Consider the following 19,577-nt stretch of genomic DNA (forward strand, 5'->3'; position numbering starts at 1 on the left):
TCGCCGCACGAAGTTGGTGGGCTACGCCGAGCCTGTCATCGGGCCGCCCTGCGGGCGGACCTGTTGGCTCACCCACCCTCATATGGGGATTTGTAAATCAAGCTTCTTCGAGAAGTCAGGGTTGGGGTTTGACGGCAAGAGGGCGGCGCGCGGAGCCATGCGTAGCGCAGCGCGACGACCTGGTCCGAGGCGAGGATTGGCTTCCGAAGATTTCTGCAGCTCACTGCATCACCTCATATCCGGTCGGACCAATGTCCGTACCCACCTTCCGCATGCTTGCGGCGAGGAAGCCTGGCGCGGATGAGACCCATCTACGAAACGGCGGTTGAAGCCCTAGGGTGGCACGGTCATCATCCATCCTGCACGGAGCGCGGCGAAGCCGCGGTGCGTGGTGGTGTGGTTTGTTCTACGCCTTCATGGTTGCCAGCTCGGGAACGAGGCCGGTGGTGAGGTAACGCCACAGCGCCACGATCAGCTTGCGCGCCAGGGCGACGATGGCGATGCGTTTGGCGCGCTTGCCGGCGTCGGCGGTGCGGGCACGGAACCAGCGGCTGAGCGCGCTGTCGCCCTGGTGGCGGAGCCACAGCCAGGCCAGTTCGATCGCCTTGTGTCGGGCGCGCCGATTGCCGGCCTTGCTGATGCCCTGCTCGCGATCGATGCCGCCGCTCTTCCAGGGACTGGGCGTCAATCCGCAATAGCTGGCGACCTCGCGCCGATTGCGGAAGTCCTTGTAGAACAGCTCATTCACCAGCGTTGCGGTGAAGGCCGGGCCGAGCGCCTTGAGCCGCTGCAATTGATCCCGCCGCTCGACCATCGGCGTGGTAACGGCCGGAGAAGCGTCCGCAGCCTGGGCCTGCTCCAGCGCCGCGAGCTGCTCACGCACCAGCATCAGCCGCGCGTGCTCGCGCTTGATCTCGGCCAGAAGATGCGGCGGCAGCGGCTCGCCCTGCCAGTCGCGCTGCCGCTCGAGCCAGGCAAGCCAGTCCCGTCGGCGTGGGTTGCCGACCGCCATCCCCAGAAGGCGCAGCAGCGCCTTGATCCGGTTGGTGTGGGCGGTCTGCTCGGTGACCAGCCGGTCGCGTTCGCGGCTGGCGCGCCGGGCGTCCTCCGCTTCCACCCGCGGCACGCGAACGATCCGGACCACCCGCGGCTCGCCCCGCAGATAGGCCATCAGGGTGCGCAACAGAAGCTCGCCGTCGATCCGATCCGTCTTCGCCCGCCGCGCGCGCTGCTCCACCGCAATGCTTGCCGGATCGAATACAAAGTTCGTAACCCCGGCTGCTTCCAATAGCCGGTGCAGCCAAAAGCCGTCATAGCCGGCTTCATAGCAGCTCACCACACCGGGCGCCGACCCGAACTTCTCCGCCACCTTGGCGCGGATCCGCTCGATCAACGCCAGTAGTTCGGTGTGATCGCCCCCTTCCAGCTTGTGGCGCGAAATCCGATCCCGGTCCGGGCTGTGCAACGTCACAAGCCACGTCTTCTGACTCAGTTCGACCGCAACGAAAATTGTGCCACAATGGTCGGCGGTGGGCGTGCCTGTGGTCAATGCTTGCATCTGACTTCTCCGATGGTTCGAGTGTGGAAACCCAAACCTATCGGAAAGGCCACGCTCACCGCCCCATGGAATCTACAATTCTACATTCTAGTCGGTCGCCGGCACCGAATGGTGCTCATGCGTGATGCGCCAGCTGCCGTCGACCTTGCGCAATCCGATCGTCAGCCTGAACTGGAAGGTGCTCTGCGGCGCGCCACACCGCATCACTGCGACCGCGAAGGCTACGTCAGCGCCGGCCGTGATCGCGATCTCCTCGATATCGAACGCGTAGGAGGGGCGGTTGTATTTGAAGAACAGATCCCACGTCTTCCGGTACTCATCCAATCCGCGCGACTGCAACGGTGGGGGAACGTCGAACATCACGATGTCCTGATCGTGATGGGCGAGAACGCTCGGATAGTCGTGCCTGCGGACGGCGTCCGCCCAGGATTCGATGATTGCCCTGATTTCGGTTGTCTGGCTTTGTGACATCGCTCGCTCCAAGTGCTGGCTGATCGATGCTTCGAGGACGAATGCGAGGGCAGCTATCCGACAAGCCGATGCGCCCAATCGGCCGAATCTGGCGGACTGCGCTATTTTGCCCATTTACAAACCATCCGGTTGGTTTGTAAAGAAGGTGGCACTGGATCAAAGACGCGCGCCTCGCCCGGAGCCGCGCCGGCAGGAGAGCAGGGTGAACGACGAGGCTGTTGATATCTGCGATGAATTGAGCCGCTTCAGCGACGCGCAGGCGGCGCTGCTGACGTCGCGCGGCCTCGTCTATCTCACCGACGACCTGAAGCTCGAGGGGAACAGGCACGGCACGATCGTCGCCGCCAGTTATGCCGATGCGGAATCGATCGCCCGCCGGCGGGGCCGGGGAGAGAAGGTCATTGGCCGAATGGCGCACGGTTTCCTTCACGGCCTGCGCCGCCGCTTGCTGCAGACGGTTCGCGGTACCGTACGCGCGTGCGCGTGAGCGATCAGATAGCTCGATGATCGATTCGTTCGCATGATGCGCCACCCGAGGCCGACGCAGGCATTTCGGGTACGTCGTTCGCGCTGCCTGGCAGAATCAGATGCAGCGCTTGAGATTGACCGAGGCCGCTGAGATACTGTGCGCTCAAGCGACTCCTTCCTGAGTAAGTAACCCCATGGATAATCCTTCTCGCTCGGAACGCTCCCGCAACGCCGCACTCGAGGCTGCGATCACCATCGTGACGCGCGATGGCCCGGGCCGCCTGACGCTGGACGCGATCGCGCGCGAGAGCGGGCTCAGCAAGGGCGGCGTGATGCATCAGTTCCGCACCAAGGAAGCGGTGCTGCGCGCGTTGCTCGAGCAGCAGATGGCGCATTTCGAGGAGTTCTCGAAGCGCTACATCGAAAAGGCGCGCGAGACCACGGACCAGCCCGAACTCGCGGCGCAGATCGCCACGCTGCGGGAGGCGATCTCAACGCCGCGGGCCGGCGCGTTCGCGCTGCTGGCGGCGATGAACGAGAATCCCGAATTGATGGCGATGCCGCGCGATGTCGACGTCAAGAAGATCGCGCTAATGAAGGCCGAGGCGCGCGACCCCGATCTCGCGCTGCTGCGCTGGGCGGCGGCGAGGGGGCTGCTGCTGAGTTCATTGTTCGGCCTGTCATCGCTGAGCGATGCCGAGCGTGATCGCCTGTTCGAACGATTGCTCGACGACAGCAAGTGGGCTCCGATCGAGCAGGGTACGACCGAGGCTGCAAAGCCAGCCGGGACCGCAGCGGCGCGTGCCGCATCGCCGCGAACTGCTGGCGCACGCGCTGCAAAGTCGGTCTCAGTCCGCAAGCCCCGCTGAAGGAAACCAGCTCTTCGCTTGAATTGCCGCCATCACGTCGCGCAACGTCAGGCTATCGTACTGTCGGCGTGCGATCAGCGCATTGAGCCGCAGGAATGGGAAAGGCGTTTCCGGTGGAGCATATCGGCCAAGGTCGAGGTTGGTCGCGACTCCAAATCGCTTATGCAGCCATATTACAAGCTCAAATAGATCGTCCCCGTAAATACGGAGATCGTGAAAGACTTCCGTTTCCGCGGTAATGGGCAAGCGATAGCGCTGCGTAATGCCCCAGCGCGACAACTTCTCTAGAACTTCATTGAATAGTTGCTGCCGTTCCATCGGCGTCCAAGGCAGGACTTCCTAGCTAGGACAGTACCGAATTTTCCGAACTTTCGACCGCCGCATTTTTCTCATGGGTTTCTCGCGATTGCAGCTTTACAAACCAACTGGTCGGTTTTATAGTTTGTCGCACTGAGGCTAGATCTGGCGGCGCCCGGACGGCGAGCCAGGTCGGCAGTGGCGGCCGCAGCCGCACTTTCAGCCCCGGACGCGGCTGCGGCCGAGCTGCTTTTTTTCCGCAGGTCGGATGAGGAGACTGGAATGGAGAGCTCGATCGCCGCGCGCGGTCTGGGAGCGGTGGCGCTTTGCGTCCTCGCAACAGGATGTGCCGCCGTCACGCCGGTGGCTTATTCGGAGGTGGCCTCGTCGGCCTACATGACGCCCGACACGTCGGATTCTTCCGGCCGTGTGCCGTATCGCTATGCGCCGCCGGTCGAGTGGCGGAGCTACAACAAGGTGATGCTCGATCCGGTCGTGATCTATCGCGGCGCGGATCATCAGTTCGGCGACATGTCCGAGAAGGACAAGGAAACGCTCGCCGCCTACATGCAGACTCGCTTCGCCGACAAATTGCGCGGCCGCTTCACGCTGGTGAACACGCGCGGGCCGAACACGTTTCGGCTGCGGCTGACACTGACCGGCGCAGTCGCCAACACGCCGGTGCTCGGCACGCTGTCGCGCTTCGATCTGGCCGGCGCTGTCTACAACGGCGTGCAGGCGGCGCGCGACGGCGAGGGCACCATGACGGGCTCGGTGATTTATGCCGTCGAGATGTTCGACAGCTCGACCTCGCGGCTGCTCGGCGCCTACGTCAGCAAGCAATATCCCAACGCCTACGACATCAAGGCCAGCGTCGGCGATCTCGCCGCCGCCACCGCCGGCATCGACAAGGGCGCCGATGCCTTCATGGCGCAAACTCAAGTGAGGCGCGCGTCGCGCGTCCTTAAGACCATCCCGGCAATGAAAGGTCCTCTGCCATGAACTTTCTGGTTCGCATGTTTCTGCGCAGCCTCGTCGCCGCCTTGCTGATGAGCTCGACTGGCCGCGCCGAGACGATTGCTCCGGTCGATCCCGGCGGCACCTGGTTGACCGAGGACGGGCGCGCCCGCATCCGCCTCGAGCGCTGCGGCACCGCGCGTGACCGCATCTGCGGCTTCATCGTGTGGATGAAGGATCCGGTGGATCCACGCGGCCAGCCGTTCCGCGACAGCTTCAATCCCGATCCCGACAAGCGAACGCGCGCGCTGCTCGGCCATCAGCTGATCCTCGGATTGAAGGTCACGCCGGAGGGCCGGTTCGACGGCGACATCTACAATGCCGAGGACGGCAAGTCCTATTCGGTCTCGCTGTGGCGCGACGCCTCCGACCGGCTGAAGCTGAAGGGCTGCCTGCTCAAGCTGCTGTGCCAGACCCAGACCTGGACCCAGACGCTCGACGTGCAGGCTGGACAGCTCGTCGGTCTGACCGGCGATCCCGGCGGCCCGCGCGCCGACAGGGAATGGGCGTCGTTGCCGGCGCAGGCGAAGAAGGCGGCCGCGAAGTGAAGAGGTGGAGTAGGGTGGGTTAGCTACGCAGCTACGGCTGCTCGCTCACTGAGAAGGAGCGAGTCATTCCGGGATGGTGCGTAAGCACCAGACCCGGAATCTCGAGATTCCCCGGTGCGCAATTGCGCACCTGAGGTTCGCGCGTTGCGCGCCCCGGAATGACCGCTACGCGGTCACTTCTTCACCAGCGGACACTCGCTGGCCTCGAGCGGCTTGGCGGCGTCATCCGGCGAGATGGTGGCGATCAGCTTGTAATAGTCCCACGGATATTTCGACTCTTCCGGCTTTTTCACCTCGAACAGGTAGGCCGGAATGATGCGGCGGCCGTCGATCCGCAGCGGGCCCTTGCCGAACAGCGGATCGTCGGTCGGTATCTCCTTCATCTTGGCGACGACCTTGGCGCCGTCATGCGGATTGCCGCCCATCGCGTCCAGCGCCTTCAGGTAATGCAGCACGCCGGCATAGACGCCGGCGACCGTCATCGACGGCATCGCATTCTTCGGCGAGACCTTCTGGAAGCGCTTCGACCAGGCGCGGGTCTGGTCGTTCATGTCCCAGTAGAACGACTCGGTGAAGGTGAGGCCCTGGGCAATCTTCAAGCCGAGCGCGTGCACGTCGTTGACGAACAGCAACAGCGCCGCAAGCTTCTGCCCGCCCGCGGTGATGCCGAATTCAGAGGCCTGCTTGATCGAGTTGGTGGTGTCGCCGCCGGCATTGGCGAGGCCGATGACCTTGGCCTTGGAGGCCTGCGCCTGCAGCAGGAAGGAGGAGAAGTCAGCGGTGTTGAGCGGATGCTTGACGCCGCCGAGCACCTTGCCGCCGCTGGCGGTGACGACCGCCGTAGTGTCGCGCTCCAGCGCATGGCCGAACGCATAATCGGCGGTGAGGAAGAACCAGGTGTCGCCGCCCGCCTTGGTCAGCGCCTTGCCGGTGCCGTGGGCGAGCATGTAGGTGTCGAACGTGTAGGAGATCGTGTTGGCGTTGCAGGCCTTGCCGGTGAGATCGGCGGTCGCCGCGCCCGAATTGAGCACGATCGAGTTCTTCTCCTTGGCGAGGTTGCTCACCGCCAGCGCGACGCCGGAGTTCGGCGTGTCGGTGATGATGTCGACCTTCTCGTTGTCGATCCATTGGCGCGCGATGTTGACGCCGACGTCGGGCTTGTTCTGATGGTCGCCGCTGACCACGTCGATCTTCCAGCCCTTGGCACGCAGGCCGGAATCTTCCACCGCCATGTTGGCCGCGGCCACCGAGTTCGGGCCGCCGATGTCGGCATAGAGGCCCGACATGTCGTTCAGCACGCCGATCTTGACGTTCTTGTCCTGGGCAAAGGCAGGCGTTGCAAGGCAGAGTGCAGCGCAAGCGAGAAGCACGGCGTGGCGCCGCACGAGCGTCGTCGTCATGAGAATTCCCTCCATTGTCATTTTCCGGATGGCCCTCTTGTGGAGCCTTGTGCCGGTCGTTCGAGTTTCCGCTTACCCTGTCCGAGGCGAAGCGGCAATCCGCATAAAGCCGAATGAAGCGCGGGGAAGCGTCATCCAGCTGTAATCCTCACTTCAGCGCGTCCGAGGTCAGCTTGAACTTCTGGATACGCTTCCCGGTGTCGACCTCGGCGGTATAGACGTTACGCTTGGCGTCGACCGCGAGCGCATGCACCCAGTGGAATTGCCCCGCATTGCGGCCGTTGCGGCCGAAGCTGCCGGCCACGGTGCCGTCGTCGCGTCTGACGATGCGGATCTCGTTGTTCTCACCGTCGGCGCTGAGCAGATAGGTTTGTTTGGGATCGGGCCACAGCGCGATGTCCCAGACCGCGCCATTGCCGAGCGTGTTTTTCTCGAAGAAGAACTCCTTCACGAAGCTGCCGTCCTTCCGAAACACCTGGATGCGGTTGTTGATGCGGTCGCAGACATAGACCAATCCGTCATTGGCGATCTTCACGCAGTGCACGGGATTGGCGAATTGCTGCGCGACTGGCGCCTTCGGATCGTAAGGAGGCTGCTTGGCGTCATCGGGCTTGTTGCCATAGGCGCCCCAGTGCCGCTTGTAGGCGCCGCTCGTGGCGTCGAACACGATGACGCGGCGGTTGCCGTAACCGTCGGCGACATAGATCTCGTTGGCGTCCTTGTCGATGGCGGTCTCGGCCGGCTTGCCGAGCTGGGTGGTGTCGTTACTGCCCTTGCTCGGCGCGATCGTGCCGATCTGCGAGACGAACTTGCCGTCGAGCGTGAACTTCAAAATCGCATTGTCGTTGTCGGCATTGCCGCCGATCCAGACGAAACCGCGCTCGTCGACCTCGATGCCGTGCTCGCGGCCGACCCATTCATAGCCGTCGCCGGGGCCGCCCCAGGCGCGCAACAGATTGCCGTCGGCATCGAACTCCAGCACCGGCGGCGCCGAGATGCAGCACTTCGAGCGCGGCGGAGTGAGGCTGGCGCCTTTCTCGTCGTCGGTCAGCGAGCGCGGCCGGTGGATCATCCAGATATGGCCCTGCCAGTCCACCGTAATGCCGCCGACCTGGCCGAGGATCCAGTTGTTCGGCAGCGGCTTTGGCCATGACGCATCCACGGTGAAGGTCGGGATGTCGCCGGCCTGCGCTGGCGCATGCAGGCCGAGCAGGGCCGACGGTGCGATACAGGCGGAGATGGCGAAGGCGGACAGTGTTGCGCTCAGGCGAGGAAGCATCGGCATCATGGTTGTTCTCGTTGGGTTGTGTGAGGCCGGACGGCGCTCTCGATGCGCCGTCCGGCGAGCCGTCACTTCAGCGCGTCCGAGGTCAGCTTGAACTTCTGGATCCGCTTGCCCTCGACCTCGCCGGTGTAGACGTTGCCCTTCTGATCGACCGCCATGGCGTGCAGCAGCGCGAACTGGCCGGCATTGCGCCCGCTATGTCCGAACGTGCCGACCACGGTGCCGTCGTCGCGCTTGAGCACGCGGATTTCGTTATTGGCGCCGTCGGCGTTGAGCAGATAGGTCTGCTTCGGATCGGGCCACAGCGCGAGGTCGAACACCGCGCCGTCGCCACGGGTGTTCTTCTCGTAGAACCATTCCCTGACGAAGGTGCCGTTCTTCTGGAAGACCTGGATGCGGTCCTGGCTGCGGTCGCAGACATAGACCAGCCCGTCATTGGCGATCTTGATGCAATGCACGGGATTGCCGAACTGCTCCTGCACCGCGGCGCTCGGATCGTAGGGCGGCTGCTTGTCGTCGGTGGGGAGCTTGCCATAGCCGCCCCAGTGCCGCTTGTAGGCCAGCGTGGTGGCGTCGAACACGATGACGCGGCGGTTGCCATAGCCGTCGGCGATGTAGAGCTCGTTGGCATCCTTGTCGATCGCCATTTCGGCGGGCCGGCCGAGCTGGGTGGTGTCGTTGCTGTTGGTGCGGGCTCCGATCTTGCCGATCTGGCCGAGATATTTGCCGTCGAGCGTGAACTTCAGGATCGCGCTGTCGTCGTCGGCATTGCCGCCGATCCAGACGAAGCCGCGCTCGTCGACCTCGATGCCGTGCTCACGGCCGACCCATTGATAGCCGTCGCCGGGGCCACCCCAGGATCGCAGCAGATTGCCGTCGACGTCGAATTCGAGCACCGGCGGCGCCGCCACGCAGCATTTCGCGCGCGGCGGCGTGAGGCTCAAAGCCTTCTCGCCATCAGTCAGCGAACGCGGACGATGGATGACCCAGATGTGCCCCTGCCAGTCGACGGTGATGCCGCCGATCTGGCCGATGATCCAGTTGTTCGGAAGCTGTTTGGGCCAGGAGGCGTCGACCGCAAAGGTCGGGACGTCGCCGGCGTTGGCGGGCGAGGGCGAAGTGAAAAGGGCTGATGATGCGATGCCGGCGAAGAGAAACAATCTGGACAGAATGGAGCGCGCGCGATTGAACGTCGGCGTCATGATGCCTCCCGAGATTTTTTTGGCGGTCGTCCCGCTACGGAGGGCAGTCAATCGTGAGGATGGGGGCGAGTCAATCGCCCAACCGTGTGTAGCCCGGATGCAGCGAAGCGAAATCCGGGGCAGCCTCTCGGCGGAGAGACTTATCCCGGATTACGCTTCGCTGCATCCGGGCTACGGTTCTTCATTGGTGGACTAAGCCGGCGGCTGAAAATTCCGCAGCGTGCGCGCCTTGTAGTCGTAGAGCTTGCCGGTCTCGGTCCACGCGGGCGAGCACATCGGCACGATGTATTCGGCGGCCATGTCGGGCGTATCCAAGGTCATCGGGTCTTCGCCGGGAAACACCTGCGCGCGCATCCGGGTGCGGATCGGACCGGGGCTGAACAAATTGACGCGCAATGCCGTATTGGCGGTCTCGTTGGCCCAGGAACGCACCAGCGCGTCCAGCGCCGCCTTCGAGGCTGCGTAGGGGCCGAGATAGGCATTGGCCTTGTGGGCGGCGCCCGAGGTCACGAACACCGCGCGGCCGGCGTCGGACTGGCGCAGCAGCGGGTCCATGCAGCGGATCAGTTGGAAGTTCGCCGTGACGTTGATCGCGAACACGTCGTTCCACGGCTTCAGCTCGATATGGCCGAGCGGCGAGGAGGGACCGGCGGTGCCGGCATTGCCGACCAGGATGTCGAGCTTGCCGTGGCGCTCATGCAACGCGAGCCCGAGCCGCGCGATGCCGTCGTAATCGGTGAGCGAGAGCGGCACCAGCGTGGCGCTGCCGCCTTCCTTCTGGATCGCGTCGTCGAGCTCTTCCAGCCCTCCTTGCGTGCGCGCCACCGCCACGACATGCGCGCCGGCCTTTGCCAGCGCGACTGACGTCGCATAGCCGATGCCGCGCGAGGCGCCGGTCACGAGGGCAATTCGGGAGGCGAGGGGTTTTGTCATGTCTGTCTATCCGCATCTTTGCCGGGGGTATTACAGACAGAAATGGCCGGGACAAGCCCGGCCACGACGAATTCCTTGCTGTTGCGGTCTCAGCTACCGCCCGGATACGAGTTGTGGTCGCTGCTCGTTCCGTTCCCCGAGCCGTCGGGGGACACCTTCATGCCCTGCCGGAATGCGAACACGATGAAGCCGACCAAAAGCACGCCGCAGAAAATGCCAATGATCAGCTGCATCGCTGCGCTCCCGCGTCAGCTCGCCTCGGCCAGCAGCGAGAGCTGGCGCGGCGGGGCCTCGGTTTCGCTCTGGTCGGTCAGGTGGGTCGGATAGGCGCCGGTGAAGCAATGGTCGGCGAATCTCGGATTGGCCGGGTCGCGCCCCTCATAGCCCATCGCGCGGTACATGCCGTCGATCGACAGGAAGGCGAGCGAGTCAGCACCGATGATGTCGCGCATCTCCTCGAGCGAATGGGTGGCGGCGAGCAGGCCGCCGCGGTCCGGCAGGTCGATGCCGTAATAGTCGGGATAGAGGATCGGCGGCGAGGCGAGGCGGAAATGCACCTCGCGGGCGCCGGCGTCGCGCATCATGCGCACGATCTTCTTCGAGGTGGTGCCGCGCACCAGCGAGTCGTCGATCAGGATGATGCGCTTGCCCTCGATCGCGGCGCGGTTGGCCGAATGCTTCATGCGCACGCCGAGCTCGCGCACGCTCTGGGTCGGCTGGATGAAGGTGCGGCCGACATAGTGGTTGCGGATGATGCCGAGCTCGAACGGCACGCCGGAATACTGGCTGTAGCCGACCGCGGCGGGCACGCCGGAGTCAGGCACCGGCACCACGACGTCGACCTCGGGATGGCTCTCGCGCGCGAGCTGGGCGCCGAACGCCTTGCGCACGTCGTAGACCGAGCGGCCGCCGACGATGGAATCCGGCCGCGCGAAATAGATGTATTCGAAGATGCAGGGCCGCGCCGGCTTCGGCGGGAACGGCTTGTGGCTGTGCGCCCCTCGCTCGTCGAACACGATGATCTCGCCGGGCTCGACGTCGCGGACATATTTCGCGCCGATCATGTCGAGCGCGCAGGTCTCCGAGGTCAGGATCGGATGGCCGTCGAGATCGCCGAGCACCAGCGGACGGATGCCGAGCGGATCGCGCGCGCCGACCAGCTTCTTGTTGGTCAGCGCGACCAGCGCATAGGCGCCCTCGATGGTGCGCAGCGCCTCGATGAAACGGTCGATGAAGCGGGTGCGCTTCGACTGCGCGACCAGATGCAGGATCACCTCGGTGTCGGTGGTCGACTGCATCATCGCGCCGCCCTTGACCAGCTCGCGGCGCAAGGTCAGGCCGTTGGTGAGGTTGCCGTTGTGGCCGACCGCAAAGCCGCCGGCGCTGAGCTCGGCGAACAGCGGCTGCACGTTGCGCAGGATGGTGCCGCCCGTGGTGGAATAGCGGACATGGCCGACCGCGGCATTGCCGGGCAGGCGCTCGATCACCTCGCGGCGGGAGAAGGCGTCGCCGACCAGGCCGAGGCGGCGTTCACTGTGGAAGCGGCCGCCGTCGAAGGTGACGATGCCGGCGGCCTCCTGGCCGCGGTGCTGCAGGGCGTGCAGGCCGAGCGCGGTGATCGCGGCGGCTTCGGGATGGCCGAAGATGCCGAACACGCCGCATTCCTCGCGGAGCGTGTCGCCATCGAGATCTGGGTGGTATCTGAGAGGGTCGTCTCGGAGATGTTCCTGCAGTTCGATCGGGCCGAGGTCGAGATCCATCTGGTCGGCTTGATCCGAAGGGGTCTGCATCTCGTTCATCGCCTCTCGTAAGGGCCCAAATAGTTTATCGGCCCGCGGGTTTCTCGATCAGCTTTTTCAAGCTGTCACGCGCAGGTTTGCTATAGCCATCACCCGACGCCGGCGTCGCCTGATCGTTGGTATCGGCCGCAGAATCGTCGTCTGGCTTATTCTTCTTGAACTTCTTTAAGATGGTGTTCTCGGGGTCGTCAGGCAAGAGCGTCATCAGCCAATCCCCGGTTCCCTGCAGCACCACGCGGGACTTCGCCCCGGTGACCCAGTCGGGCCGCTGCTTGTCCGGAACCAGCCAGGTGAAGAACATGAACGCCACGACCACGATCAGGAGGCCGCGGGCGAGCCCGAACAGGAAGCCGAGGGTGCGGTCGAGCGCGCCGATCCGGGAATCCAGGATCATGTCCGAGATCCGCACCGTGATCACCGAGACCACGATCAGCGTGCCGATGAAGGTGCCGGCCACTACCACCACGGCCGCGACCGTGTCGTTATTGAAGTAAGTTTTGGCGGTCGGCAGCAGCTTCGAGAAAGCATACAGCGTGACCAGCGCCGCGGCGCCCCAGGCCGCGATCGACAGGATCTCGCGCATGAAGCCGCGCACCATCGCCAGCAGGCCCGAGATCAGCATCACGCCGAGCAGGACAAGATCGAGTATCGTTACGGGCATCGGCTGGTCAGGTCCGCTGGTACGTTTCGGTACGCTGTTAAGGGCTTACGCTGTTAATGGCTCTCGCGAATCGGCAAAGTCGGTGCCGTCCTAAATGAGGCGCATCGGGGGCGTCCGGCAAGTCCGCAACACCACCTGTCCCGCGCGGCGGATGTATAGCGGCGAGGGGCTGAGACGTCACGCCCGCTTTAGCCGTTGTCGCGACGGAATCGGGCCGGTGTGGCATTTTTCCCAGCCGATTCAGCGCGCCCAGAACCGTCTTGGTCGCCCGAAGACGGATTCCGGCCGCCTCGGGGTGTTCCGCGTGCGGCAATTTCGGCGACCAGCGTGGTCAGATTGCCGACGCTGTTCAGCACAAGTCCGGCATCGCCGCCGCTCTCACCGCGGACCGATTCGGGCAGGATGGCGCGGCCGAAGCCGAGCTTGAGCGCCTCCTTCAGCCGGGCCGGGGTCTGCGCCACCGGGCGGATCGCGCCCGACAGCGAAATCTCGCCGAAATAGACCGCGTCCGTCGGCAGCGGCGCGTTCACCAGCGAGGACACCAGCGCGGCCGCCGCGGCAAGGTCCGCGGCCGGCTCCTGGATGCGCAGGCCGCCGGCGACATTGAGATAGACGTCATGTCCGGACAATTTGACCCCGCAATGCGCTTCCAGGACCGCGAGCACCATCGACAGTCGGCTCGGGTCCCAGCCGACCACGGCGCGGCGCGGCGTGCCGAGCGAGGTCGGCGCCACCAGCGCCTGCAATTCGACCAGCACCGGGCGGGTGCCCTCGATGCCGGCGAAAACAGCGGTGCCGGGGCTGCCGAGCTCGCGTTCCGAGAGGAACAATTCCGAGGGGTTGGTGACCTCGCGCAGCCCAAGCCCGGTCATCTCGAACACGCCGATCTCGTCGGTCGCGCCAAAGCGGTTCTTCGCCGAGCGCAGGATGCGGAACTGCTGCGAGCCTTCGCCCTCGAACGACAGCACCGCGTCGACCATGTGCTCGACCACGCGGGGGCCGGCGATCTGGCCGTCTTTTGTCACATGCCCGACCAGGATGATCGTTGCCCCGGTCTTCTTGGCGAACCTGATCAGGGCCTGCGCCGAGGCGCGGACCTGGGTCACGGTGCCGGGCGCGGACTCGACGGTGTCGGTCCACATGGTCTGGATCGAATCGATCACGATCAGACGCGGCACCGCGCCTTCCGACAGCGTCGAGACGATGTCCTCGACCGAGGTCTCCGACGCCAGCTGCACTGGCGCGTCGGCGAGCCCGAGCCGCTCGGCCCGCAGCCGCACCTGGGCCACCGCCTCTTCGCCCGAGATATAGACCGCGCGATGGCCGGCGCGCGCCATCATGCTGGTGGCCTGGGTCAGCAGCGTGGATTTTCCGATGCCGGGATCGCCGCCGACCAGCAGTACCGAGCCGCGGACAAAGCCGCCGCCGGTGACGCGGTCGAGCTCGGCCATGCCCGACGACAGCCGCGGCGCGTCCTGGGTCTTGCCGGACAGCGATTCCAGCGCAAACGTCCGCCCCTTGCGCTTGCTGCGGATCGAGACCGGCACCGAGCCCGTGGTGTCTTCCTCGGCCAGCGTGTTCCACTCGCCGCAGGAATCGCACTTGCCCTGCCAGCGATTATACGCCGCGCCGCAGTTCTGGCAGACGAAGGAGAGGGTCGATTTGGCCATGGGTGAGGTGAGTCGCGCTATCGCGCTTGATGCATAGCACGGTTCGGCCGGCGCGCACGATCCATCGAAGCCGGAGCGCCCGATCGGACGACGGGCTCAGCGAGAGAATATCCGTGCTCCGCTCGACCATCGCGGCTTGTCTCCCACCGGGCTTGCGCCGATCTCCCATCCGACGCCTCCCCAGAGCACGTCGACGGCACCAAGCTCTCCCGCGATATCGCGGACGTAAAACACGTTCGGCTTGGCGTTGGTCTCCAGAGGGCCGCCGTTGCCGTTGGGCTGCTGCTTCAACGCGCACCAGACGTCGGCCAGTCTACTCTCGTGGCTTTGACCGAGTTTGGCGAGGATTTCCTTGTCGCTTGCGGCGGCGCTCAGCACATAGGTTTGCAACGATGCGCCGCCGGTATCGTCCTCGACCTTGTCGGTGAAGCGGCGCGCGAAGGTCGCACCCAACCAGGAGATTTTCACCGACGCGCTCGACGCGATGTCCTCCTTGAAATGTTCCCGTGCGACGAACTTTTCAGCGCGAGGAATAGCCGAGGTCGATGACGGATCGGACGGTTCAGCTTTTGGTTGCAGGGAACATGCGACGCGATTGACGGCGACAGCCGAACCCGGTTGGCCCGGTTTTGTATCGTCTGCGGCGACGCTCAAGGCTTGTGCTGTAAGAAAGAAGGCCAACGACAGCGTGAGGCTCAACTGGCGCATCTTGTTGTTGTCCCTGAATCCGCTGTGTTCGCGGAGACAAGGTAAACCGCATCTTGCAGATGTAAATTAAAGATCGGGTTTCTGGTTAAGGATAAAAAGTAAGTTCAACTACAGCGCGAATTTGAATCAAATGCGCGGCCGCCCGATCGACGGCCGCGTTCAAGCGCGGATATCTCGTCCCGACAGCAGCAGCGGCGAATTCTCGCGCGGCACCGAAGCCGTCGGCAAAGCCCGGCAGCATCTTGCGTGCGCGCGCAGCGGATCGGTCCAGCTCCAGCGAACGCGCCAGGACGGATTGTTCGCGTAGGCCGGAATTCGCCAGACCCAGATCGTCTCATAGACGCTGTCTCCGAAGTGCTCGACATCGGGCTTTGCTGTCGGCCAGAAGGCCGCACCGGCAACAGCGAATGTCACGGCCGCCACGCTTGTGATCATCATCTTCCGCATCGCACGTCTGCCTTTCCCGCCAGTCGTGGGTTCTGACAACCCGCTATTCCCAATGCTTCGACTTGCGGTCCCGAATCCGTAAGGCCGACATCAGGTGCTGAGGTGCGCGCTCGATTGCGCACCATGTGACTCTCGGGATTCGCATCCGGGTCGTCGATCAACCCCGTGATGCCTGCTGGAGCAAAGTTCTTGTCCGCAATCGGTCGAGTGCAGGTAATGAAGCTGTCATAAACGCAGTGGCTGGATGTCGGCAATCCGGATAACAACGGAAGGTGAGCGCTCAACTAGGCTCTTTCGGAGTACACAAACTTCCGACGCGCAAAACCCCCGTAGAATTACGACATACCCGCGAGCCTACGACGCGATTGCAGACCACAGCAGCGACACGCCCGCCGCCAGCATGATACCGTCCATGATCAGACGAAACGCGTCGGGCTTGAGATGCAGCACGAAGCGTTTTGCGATGAAGGCACCGGACATCAGCGATGCCCCGGCAATCAGGCCCTTGAATGCGATATCAGGCGTCAGCGCGCCGAAGCGCTCGAACGTCACCGACTTGCTGACATAGAGCCCGAGCGAGCTGGCCGCTTCGGTGGCGAGGAACGCGCCCTTGCTGAGGCCGTAAAACAAGAACAGCGGCACGCTGAGCGGGCCGGTCGAGACCACGACGCCGGTGAGATAGCCGATCACGGCGCCGCCGATGGCGAGATGCCAGAGATTGGCCTTCAGCTCGTGCCGCGCCAGCCAGTGCCGCACCGGCACCATCGCGATCAGGAACACGCCGATCGCGATATCGACCGCATGCGAGGGCAAAGCGAGCAGCGTCCGCGCGCCGAGCGCTGCGGCCGGAATGCCGGTGATCGAATAGGCCGCGCAGGCGCGCCAGTCGACCTCGCGCCACCAGGCCAGGATGCGCGACAGATTGGCTATCACGGCGGCAACCGCCATGATCGGCACCGCCTGCTTCGGCCCGTATTGATAGACCAGCACCGGCATCAGCATGATCGACGAGCCGGTGCCGACGATGCCGGAAATGGTGCCGGCGACCAGGCCGACGATGAGGACGAAGAGGAAGCCCACCTGCGCGCTCCGGGATCTGATTCCGAGCCGCGCTGGATGCGCGTCTCGGGATCGGAAGCTCACTGTGACCTGATGGTTCGAGACGGCGCAAGGGCGCTCCTGAACCACGAATATGCGATCGTGAGGCGCGTCAGTACTTCGCGACGACCGGGCCGCCGAACCGGTAGTTGACGCGCACCGTCACCATGTCGACGTCCTGGCGGATGCGTTCGTCATGGTTGAGCGCGGCGATGAAAACCGGATCGTAGGTCATGCGGACATTGTTGGTGCCCATGAACAGATGGTCGTATACGACCGCCAGCGCCGCCCCAGCGCGTCTCGTCGCTGCGATCGGCGATGAATCCGACCGGCACGCCGGGTCCAAATGCCGGCGTGATGAAGCTCTCGTAGCGATCGCGCACGACGGCCGCGCCGCCCTTCGCGTACAGCAGGAAGGAATTCCAGGAATAGCCGATCTGCCCGGTGAACAGGCCGATGGCATCGATCTTCGAGCGGTTGGCGAAGCCCGCGAACAGCGGGACGACGGACGGATTCGAGCCGGAGAGGTCGGCCCAATTGCCCTTATGCGAGGGCGGTGACAAGCAAGCCCAGTCTCGCCGGGGAGCACGAAGTAAGCCGTAAAACCATCGCGCAGGGAAAGCCGGGTTGTTTCCGGTTACACCTGTGGTCCTACCTCCGGTGCTTTTTTTGCACCGGACCCATGGGTGCAATCGGCACCCGGCTTTCCCTGCGCCCTCTGTGTGAAGAGAGGGCGGAACGAAATGCAAAGCTCGGGCGAAACGTGCCGCGAGAAGACAAGCGCATATCCCGTCATCCTGAGGTGCAAGCGGAGCGAGCCTCGAAGGATGCACGGCCCGGCTGGTGGCCGTCGATCCTTCGAGGGCCGCTGAAGAAGCGGCCACCTCAGGATGACGGGAGCGAATAGCGACGCGTGTTGCTTTCGCAGGGACGACAGCGAGAGTGGGACGCAGAGCACGCCATCCATCACTTCAACACCACCCACGCCGGCGCATGATCGCTCGCGCCGTCCTCGCCGCGGATGTCGCGGTCGATGCCGGCTTTCGACAGCCGCGGCGCCACTTGGGGGCTGAGCAGGAGATGATCGAGCCGGAGGCCGGCATCGCGCGGCCAGCGGTTGCGCTTGTAGTCCCAGAAGGTGAACATCTGACGATCCGGATGCAGCGTGCGGATCGCATCGCACCAGCCCTGATCGACCAGCGCCTTGAACGCGGCGCGGCTCTTCGGCTGGATCAGCGCGTCCTTGTCCCAGGAGCGGGTCGGATAGATGTCGAAAGTATCAGGCGCCACGTTGTAGTCGCCGGCGAGCACCACCGGGACATCCTGCTTGAGCAGCTTCGCGGCATGGGCGCGCAGCCGCTTGAACCAGGCGAGTTTGTAATCGAATTTCGGTCCGGGCTGCGGATTGCCGTTCGGCAGATAGAGGCTGGTCACGACGATGCCGCGCACCGCGGCCTCGATATAGCGCGCCTCGTGATCGCCGGCGTCGCCGGGCAGGGCGGTGCGGATCAAGACCGGCTCGGCCTTGCGCGCGAGGATGGCAACGCCGTTCCAGGTCTTCTGTCCCTGCCACACCGCGCCGTAGCCGGCCTTCTCGATCGCCGCAGCCGGAAACTCGGCGTCGGACGCCTTGAGCTCCTGCAGGCTGACGACATCGGGCTTCGCCGACTTCAGCCAGCGCAACAGGTTCGGCAGGCGGCGATTGATGTTGTTGATGTTGAAGGTCGCGATCTTCATGCGCACCGGCAATCGCGACGATTCATTGCGTCAGGCGGATGGCGGGGTTGGTTCGGCGGGCAGCGGTGGCGGCGCAGCTGGTGCCGCTGTCGGCAAGGCCGGAGGCGCCACGGGCGTGGCGGGTGCAGCGGTCTCGCTCTTCTCGGCGGCGGCTGGCTCGCTCTTCTCTGCTGTGGCGTCACTTCGCGCGGCGACGGCGTCGCCGCCCTTGTAGATGCGCACGAAGCGGCGGCCGAGGCTGGTCAGCACCTCATAGCCGATGGTGCCGAAATGATGCGCGACTTCGTCGACCGTGATGCCTTCGCCGATCAGCGTCACCATGTGACCGCGCCGCACGGCATTCTTGTCGAGGTCGGTGACGTCGACCGCGATCAGGTCCATCGAGACGCGGCCGGCGATCGGGCAGCGCTTGCCGGCGACCACGACCTCGGCGCCGCGGGTGCCGTCATTGGCGCTGGCGGCGCGGAAATAGCCGTCGGCATAGCCGGCGGAGACGATCGCAAGCCGGGTCGGCCGGCGTGCCGTCCAGGTGCCGCCATAGCCGACGGTCTCGCCACGATCGATGTTGCGGATCTGGACGATGCGTGCCTTGAGATCGACCACAGGCTGCATCGGGTTGTCGGCCTCCGGCGTCGGGTTGACGCCATAGAGCGCGCAGCCCGGCCGCACCATCTCGAACTGGAACGGGGCGCCGAGGAACACGCCGGAGGAGTTGGCGAGCGACGCCGGCACGCCGGCGAACAGGCTCGCGATTTCGCGGAAGCTCGCAAGCTGCCTGGCGTTGGCGGGACTGTTGAGCAGTTCGGCGGAGGCGAGGTGGCTCATCACCAGCGTGATGCCGTGGTCGCCGGCATTGATCCGCGGGATGATGCCCTGGGCCTCGCTGACGGTGAGCCCGAGCCGGTTCATGCCGGTGTCGATATGGATGGCGGCGCCGCCGGACCAGCCGGAGCGGCGGCAGAACACGTCCCATTCGGCGAGCTCGTTGAGATCGCCGATCACCGGCTTGCAATCGATCCTGGCGTAAGCATCGCCGGTGTTCTGGAAGAAGCCGCCCAGCGAATACACCGTGGCCTCGGGAACGGCCGCGCGCACCACGGCGGCCTCCTCGACGGTGGCGACGAAGAAGGTCTTGCAGCCGGCCTTGGCCAGCGCCCGCGAAACCTGCTCGGCGCCGCAGCCATAGGCGTTGGCCTTGACCACCGCGGCACATTCCGCCGGGACTGCGGTCTTTTCGAGCTTGCGCCAGTTGGCGATGATGGCGTCGAGGTCGACAGTGAGGATACCGTTGGCGGTCGGATGGGTCGCCAGCAAACTGGCTTCGGGCGTCAGCTGCGATTTCGCGTCGGTCACGATGTTCATGGCGCAGTTGTACGCGCGGCCCTAGCGGCGTTCAACTGTGCCCCTCC

At 64.7% G+C, this 19,577-nt stretch carries 22 protein-coding genes; 4 read left to right on the forward strand and 18 right to left on the reverse strand.

Going from position 1 to position 19,577, the window contains the following annotated elements:
* Positions 1 to 406 precede the first annotated feature (406 nt).
* Together HAP48_RS35815 and HAP48_RS35820 are read right to left on the reverse strand one after the other, a co-directional pair.
* Complete coding sequence (locus tag HAP48_RS35815; protein WP_166204214.1) at positions 407 to 1,558, reverse strand: IS110 family RNA-guided transposase; 1,152 nt, start codon at positions 1,556 to 1,558, stop codon at positions 407 to 409.
* 87 nt (positions 1,559 to 1,645) lie between these two features.
* Positions 1,646 to 2,029 carry a YybH family protein gene (locus HAP48_RS35820; protein WP_166204501.1) on the reverse strand — a complete coding sequence of 128 codons (384 nt, stop codon included), beginning with the start codon at positions 2,027 to 2,029 and terminating at the stop codon, positions 1,646 to 1,648.
* A gap of 202 nt (positions 2,030 to 2,231) precedes the next feature.
* On the opposite strand from HAP48_RS35820, the gene HAP48_RS35825 reads away from it, so the two are divergent.
* Together HAP48_RS35825 and HAP48_RS35830 are read left to right on the forward strand one after the other, a co-directional pair.
* The gene (locus HAP48_RS35825) at positions 2,232 to 2,516 is read left to right on the forward strand and encodes a hypothetical protein (protein WP_166204502.1); all 285 of its coding nucleotides are present in this window, start codon (positions 2,232 to 2,234) and stop codon (positions 2,514 to 2,516) included.
* A 175-nt stretch (positions 2,517 to 2,691) separates the two neighbouring features.
* The gene (locus HAP48_RS35830; RefSeq protein WP_166204503.1) at positions 2,692 to 3,366 is read left to right on the forward strand and encodes a TetR/AcrR family transcriptional regulator; all 675 of its coding nucleotides are present in this window, start codon (positions 2,692 to 2,694) and stop codon (positions 3,364 to 3,366) included.
* Here HAP48_RS35830 and HAP48_RS35835 read toward each other — a convergent pair.
* On the reverse strand, positions 3,346 to 3,684 hold the full coding sequence (locus HAP48_RS35835; protein WP_166204504.1) for a DUF1493 family protein: 339 nt from the start codon (positions 3,682 to 3,684) through the stop codon (positions 3,346 to 3,348). The genes HAP48_RS35830 and HAP48_RS35835 overlap by 21 nt on opposite strands.
* A 261-nt stretch (positions 3,685 to 3,945) precedes the next feature.
* Here HAP48_RS35835 and HAP48_RS35840 point away from each other — a divergent pair, with 261 nt between their 5' ends.
* On the forward strand, positions 3,946 to 4,665 hold the full coding sequence (locus tag HAP48_RS35840; RefSeq protein ID WP_166204505.1) for a DUF3313 domain-containing protein: 720 nt from the start codon (positions 3,946 to 3,948) through the stop codon (positions 4,663 to 4,665).
* Positions 4,662 to 5,228, forward strand: a complete 567-nt coding sequence (locus tag HAP48_RS35845; RefSeq protein ID WP_166204506.1) for a DUF2147 domain-containing protein — start codon at positions 4,662 to 4,664, stop codon at positions 5,226 to 5,228. Before HAP48_RS35840 ends, HAP48_RS35845 begins: the two co-directional genes overlap by 4 nt.
* A 173-nt stretch (positions 5,229 to 5,401) precedes the next feature.
* Here HAP48_RS35845 and HAP48_RS35850 read toward each other — a convergent pair whose 3' ends face one another.
* From HAP48_RS35850 to alr, 15 genes are all read right to left on the reverse strand, one after another.
* On the reverse strand, positions 5,402 to 6,628 hold the full coding sequence (locus tag HAP48_RS35850; protein ID WP_166204507.1) for an ABC transporter substrate-binding protein: 1,227 nt from the start codon (positions 6,626 to 6,628) through the stop codon (positions 5,402 to 5,404).
* Positions 6,629 to 6,776: 148 nt separating this feature from the next.
* Positions 6,777 to 7,907: an NHL repeat-containing protein gene (locus HAP48_RS35855; RefSeq protein ID WP_420869914.1), complete on the reverse strand. Its 1,131-nt coding sequence runs from the start codon at positions 7,905 to 7,907 to the stop codon at positions 6,777 to 6,779.
* A gap of 71 nt (positions 7,908 to 7,978) precedes the next feature.
* Positions 7,979 to 9,115, reverse strand: a complete 1,137-nt coding sequence (locus tag HAP48_RS35860) for an NHL repeat-containing protein (RefSeq protein ID WP_166204508.1) — start codon at positions 9,113 to 9,115, stop codon at positions 7,979 to 7,981.
* Positions 9,116 to 9,307: 192 nt separating this feature from the next.
* On the reverse strand, positions 9,308 to 10,048 hold the full coding sequence (locus HAP48_RS35865; RefSeq protein ID WP_166204509.1) for an SDR family NAD(P)-dependent oxidoreductase: 741 nt from the start codon (positions 10,046 to 10,048) through the stop codon (positions 9,308 to 9,310).
* A gap of 89 nt (positions 10,049 to 10,137) precedes the next feature.
* Positions 10,138 to 10,281 (reverse strand): hypothetical protein, encoded by a 144-nt coding sequence (locus tag HAP48_RS35870; protein WP_166204510.1) that lies wholly within the window; start codon positions 10,279 to 10,281, stop codon positions 10,138 to 10,140.
* A gap of 15 nt (positions 10,282 to 10,296) precedes the next feature.
* Positions 10,297 to 11,838, reverse strand: coding sequence for an amidophosphoribosyltransferase (gene purF / locus HAP48_RS35875; protein WP_166215473.1), 1,542 nt, complete (start codon positions 11,836 to 11,838; stop codon positions 10,297 to 10,299).
* Between the two features lie 34 nt (positions 11,839 to 11,872).
* On the reverse strand, positions 11,873 to 12,508 hold the full coding sequence (locus HAP48_RS35880) for a CvpA family protein (protein ID WP_029083542.1): 636 nt from the start codon (positions 12,506 to 12,508) through the stop codon (positions 11,873 to 11,875).
* A 188-nt stretch (positions 12,509 to 12,696) separates the two neighbouring features.
* Positions 12,697 to 14,178: a DNA repair protein RadA gene (gene radA, locus HAP48_RS35885; RefSeq protein WP_166204511.1), complete on the reverse strand. Its 1,482-nt coding sequence runs from the start codon at positions 14,176 to 14,178 to the stop codon at positions 12,697 to 12,699.
* A gap of 96 nt (positions 14,179 to 14,274) precedes the next feature.
* Positions 14,275 to 14,886 (reverse strand): hypothetical protein, encoded by a 612-nt coding sequence (locus HAP48_RS35890; RefSeq protein ID WP_166204512.1) that lies wholly within the window; start codon positions 14,884 to 14,886, stop codon positions 14,275 to 14,277.
* A gap of 159 nt (positions 14,887 to 15,045) precedes the next feature.
* Positions 15,046 to 15,324 (reverse strand): hypothetical protein, encoded by a 279-nt coding sequence (locus HAP48_RS35895; protein ID WP_224496750.1) that lies wholly within the window; start codon positions 15,322 to 15,324, stop codon positions 15,046 to 15,048.
* Positions 15,325 to 15,687: 363 nt separating this feature from the next.
* Positions 15,688 to 16,413, reverse strand: coding sequence for a sulfite exporter TauE/SafE family protein (locus HAP48_RS35900; RefSeq protein ID WP_166204514.1), 726 nt, complete (start codon positions 16,411 to 16,413; stop codon positions 15,688 to 15,690).
* A gap of 130 nt (positions 16,414 to 16,543) precedes the next feature.
* The gene (locus HAP48_RS50230; RefSeq protein WP_275948996.1) at positions 16,544 to 16,666 is read right to left on the reverse strand and encodes a hypothetical protein; all 123 of its coding nucleotides are present in this window, start codon (positions 16,664 to 16,666) and stop codon (positions 16,544 to 16,546) included.
* Complete coding sequence (locus HAP48_RS35905; RefSeq protein WP_166204515.1) at positions 16,626 to 16,994, reverse strand: outer membrane protein; 369 nt, start codon at positions 16,992 to 16,994, stop codon at positions 16,626 to 16,628. The genes HAP48_RS50230 and HAP48_RS35905 overlap by 41 nt, the downstream gene beginning before the upstream one ends.
* Positions 16,995 to 17,397: 403 nt before the next feature.
* Entirely contained in the window at positions 17,398 to 18,168 is a 771-nt protein-coding gene (locus HAP48_RS35910; RefSeq protein WP_166215475.1) for an exodeoxyribonuclease III, read from the reverse strand.
* A gap of 30 nt (positions 18,169 to 18,198) precedes the next feature.
* Entirely contained in the window at positions 18,199 to 19,530 is a 1,332-nt protein-coding gene (alr, locus tag HAP48_RS35915; protein ID WP_166204516.1) for an alanine racemase, read from the reverse strand.
* Positions 19,531 to 19,577 lie beyond the last annotated feature (47 nt).

Source organism: Bradyrhizobium septentrionale, from assembly GCF_011516645.4.
GTDB classification, from domain to species: domain Bacteria; phylum Pseudomonadota; class Alphaproteobacteria; order Rhizobiales; family Xanthobacteraceae; genus Bradyrhizobium; species Bradyrhizobium septentrionale.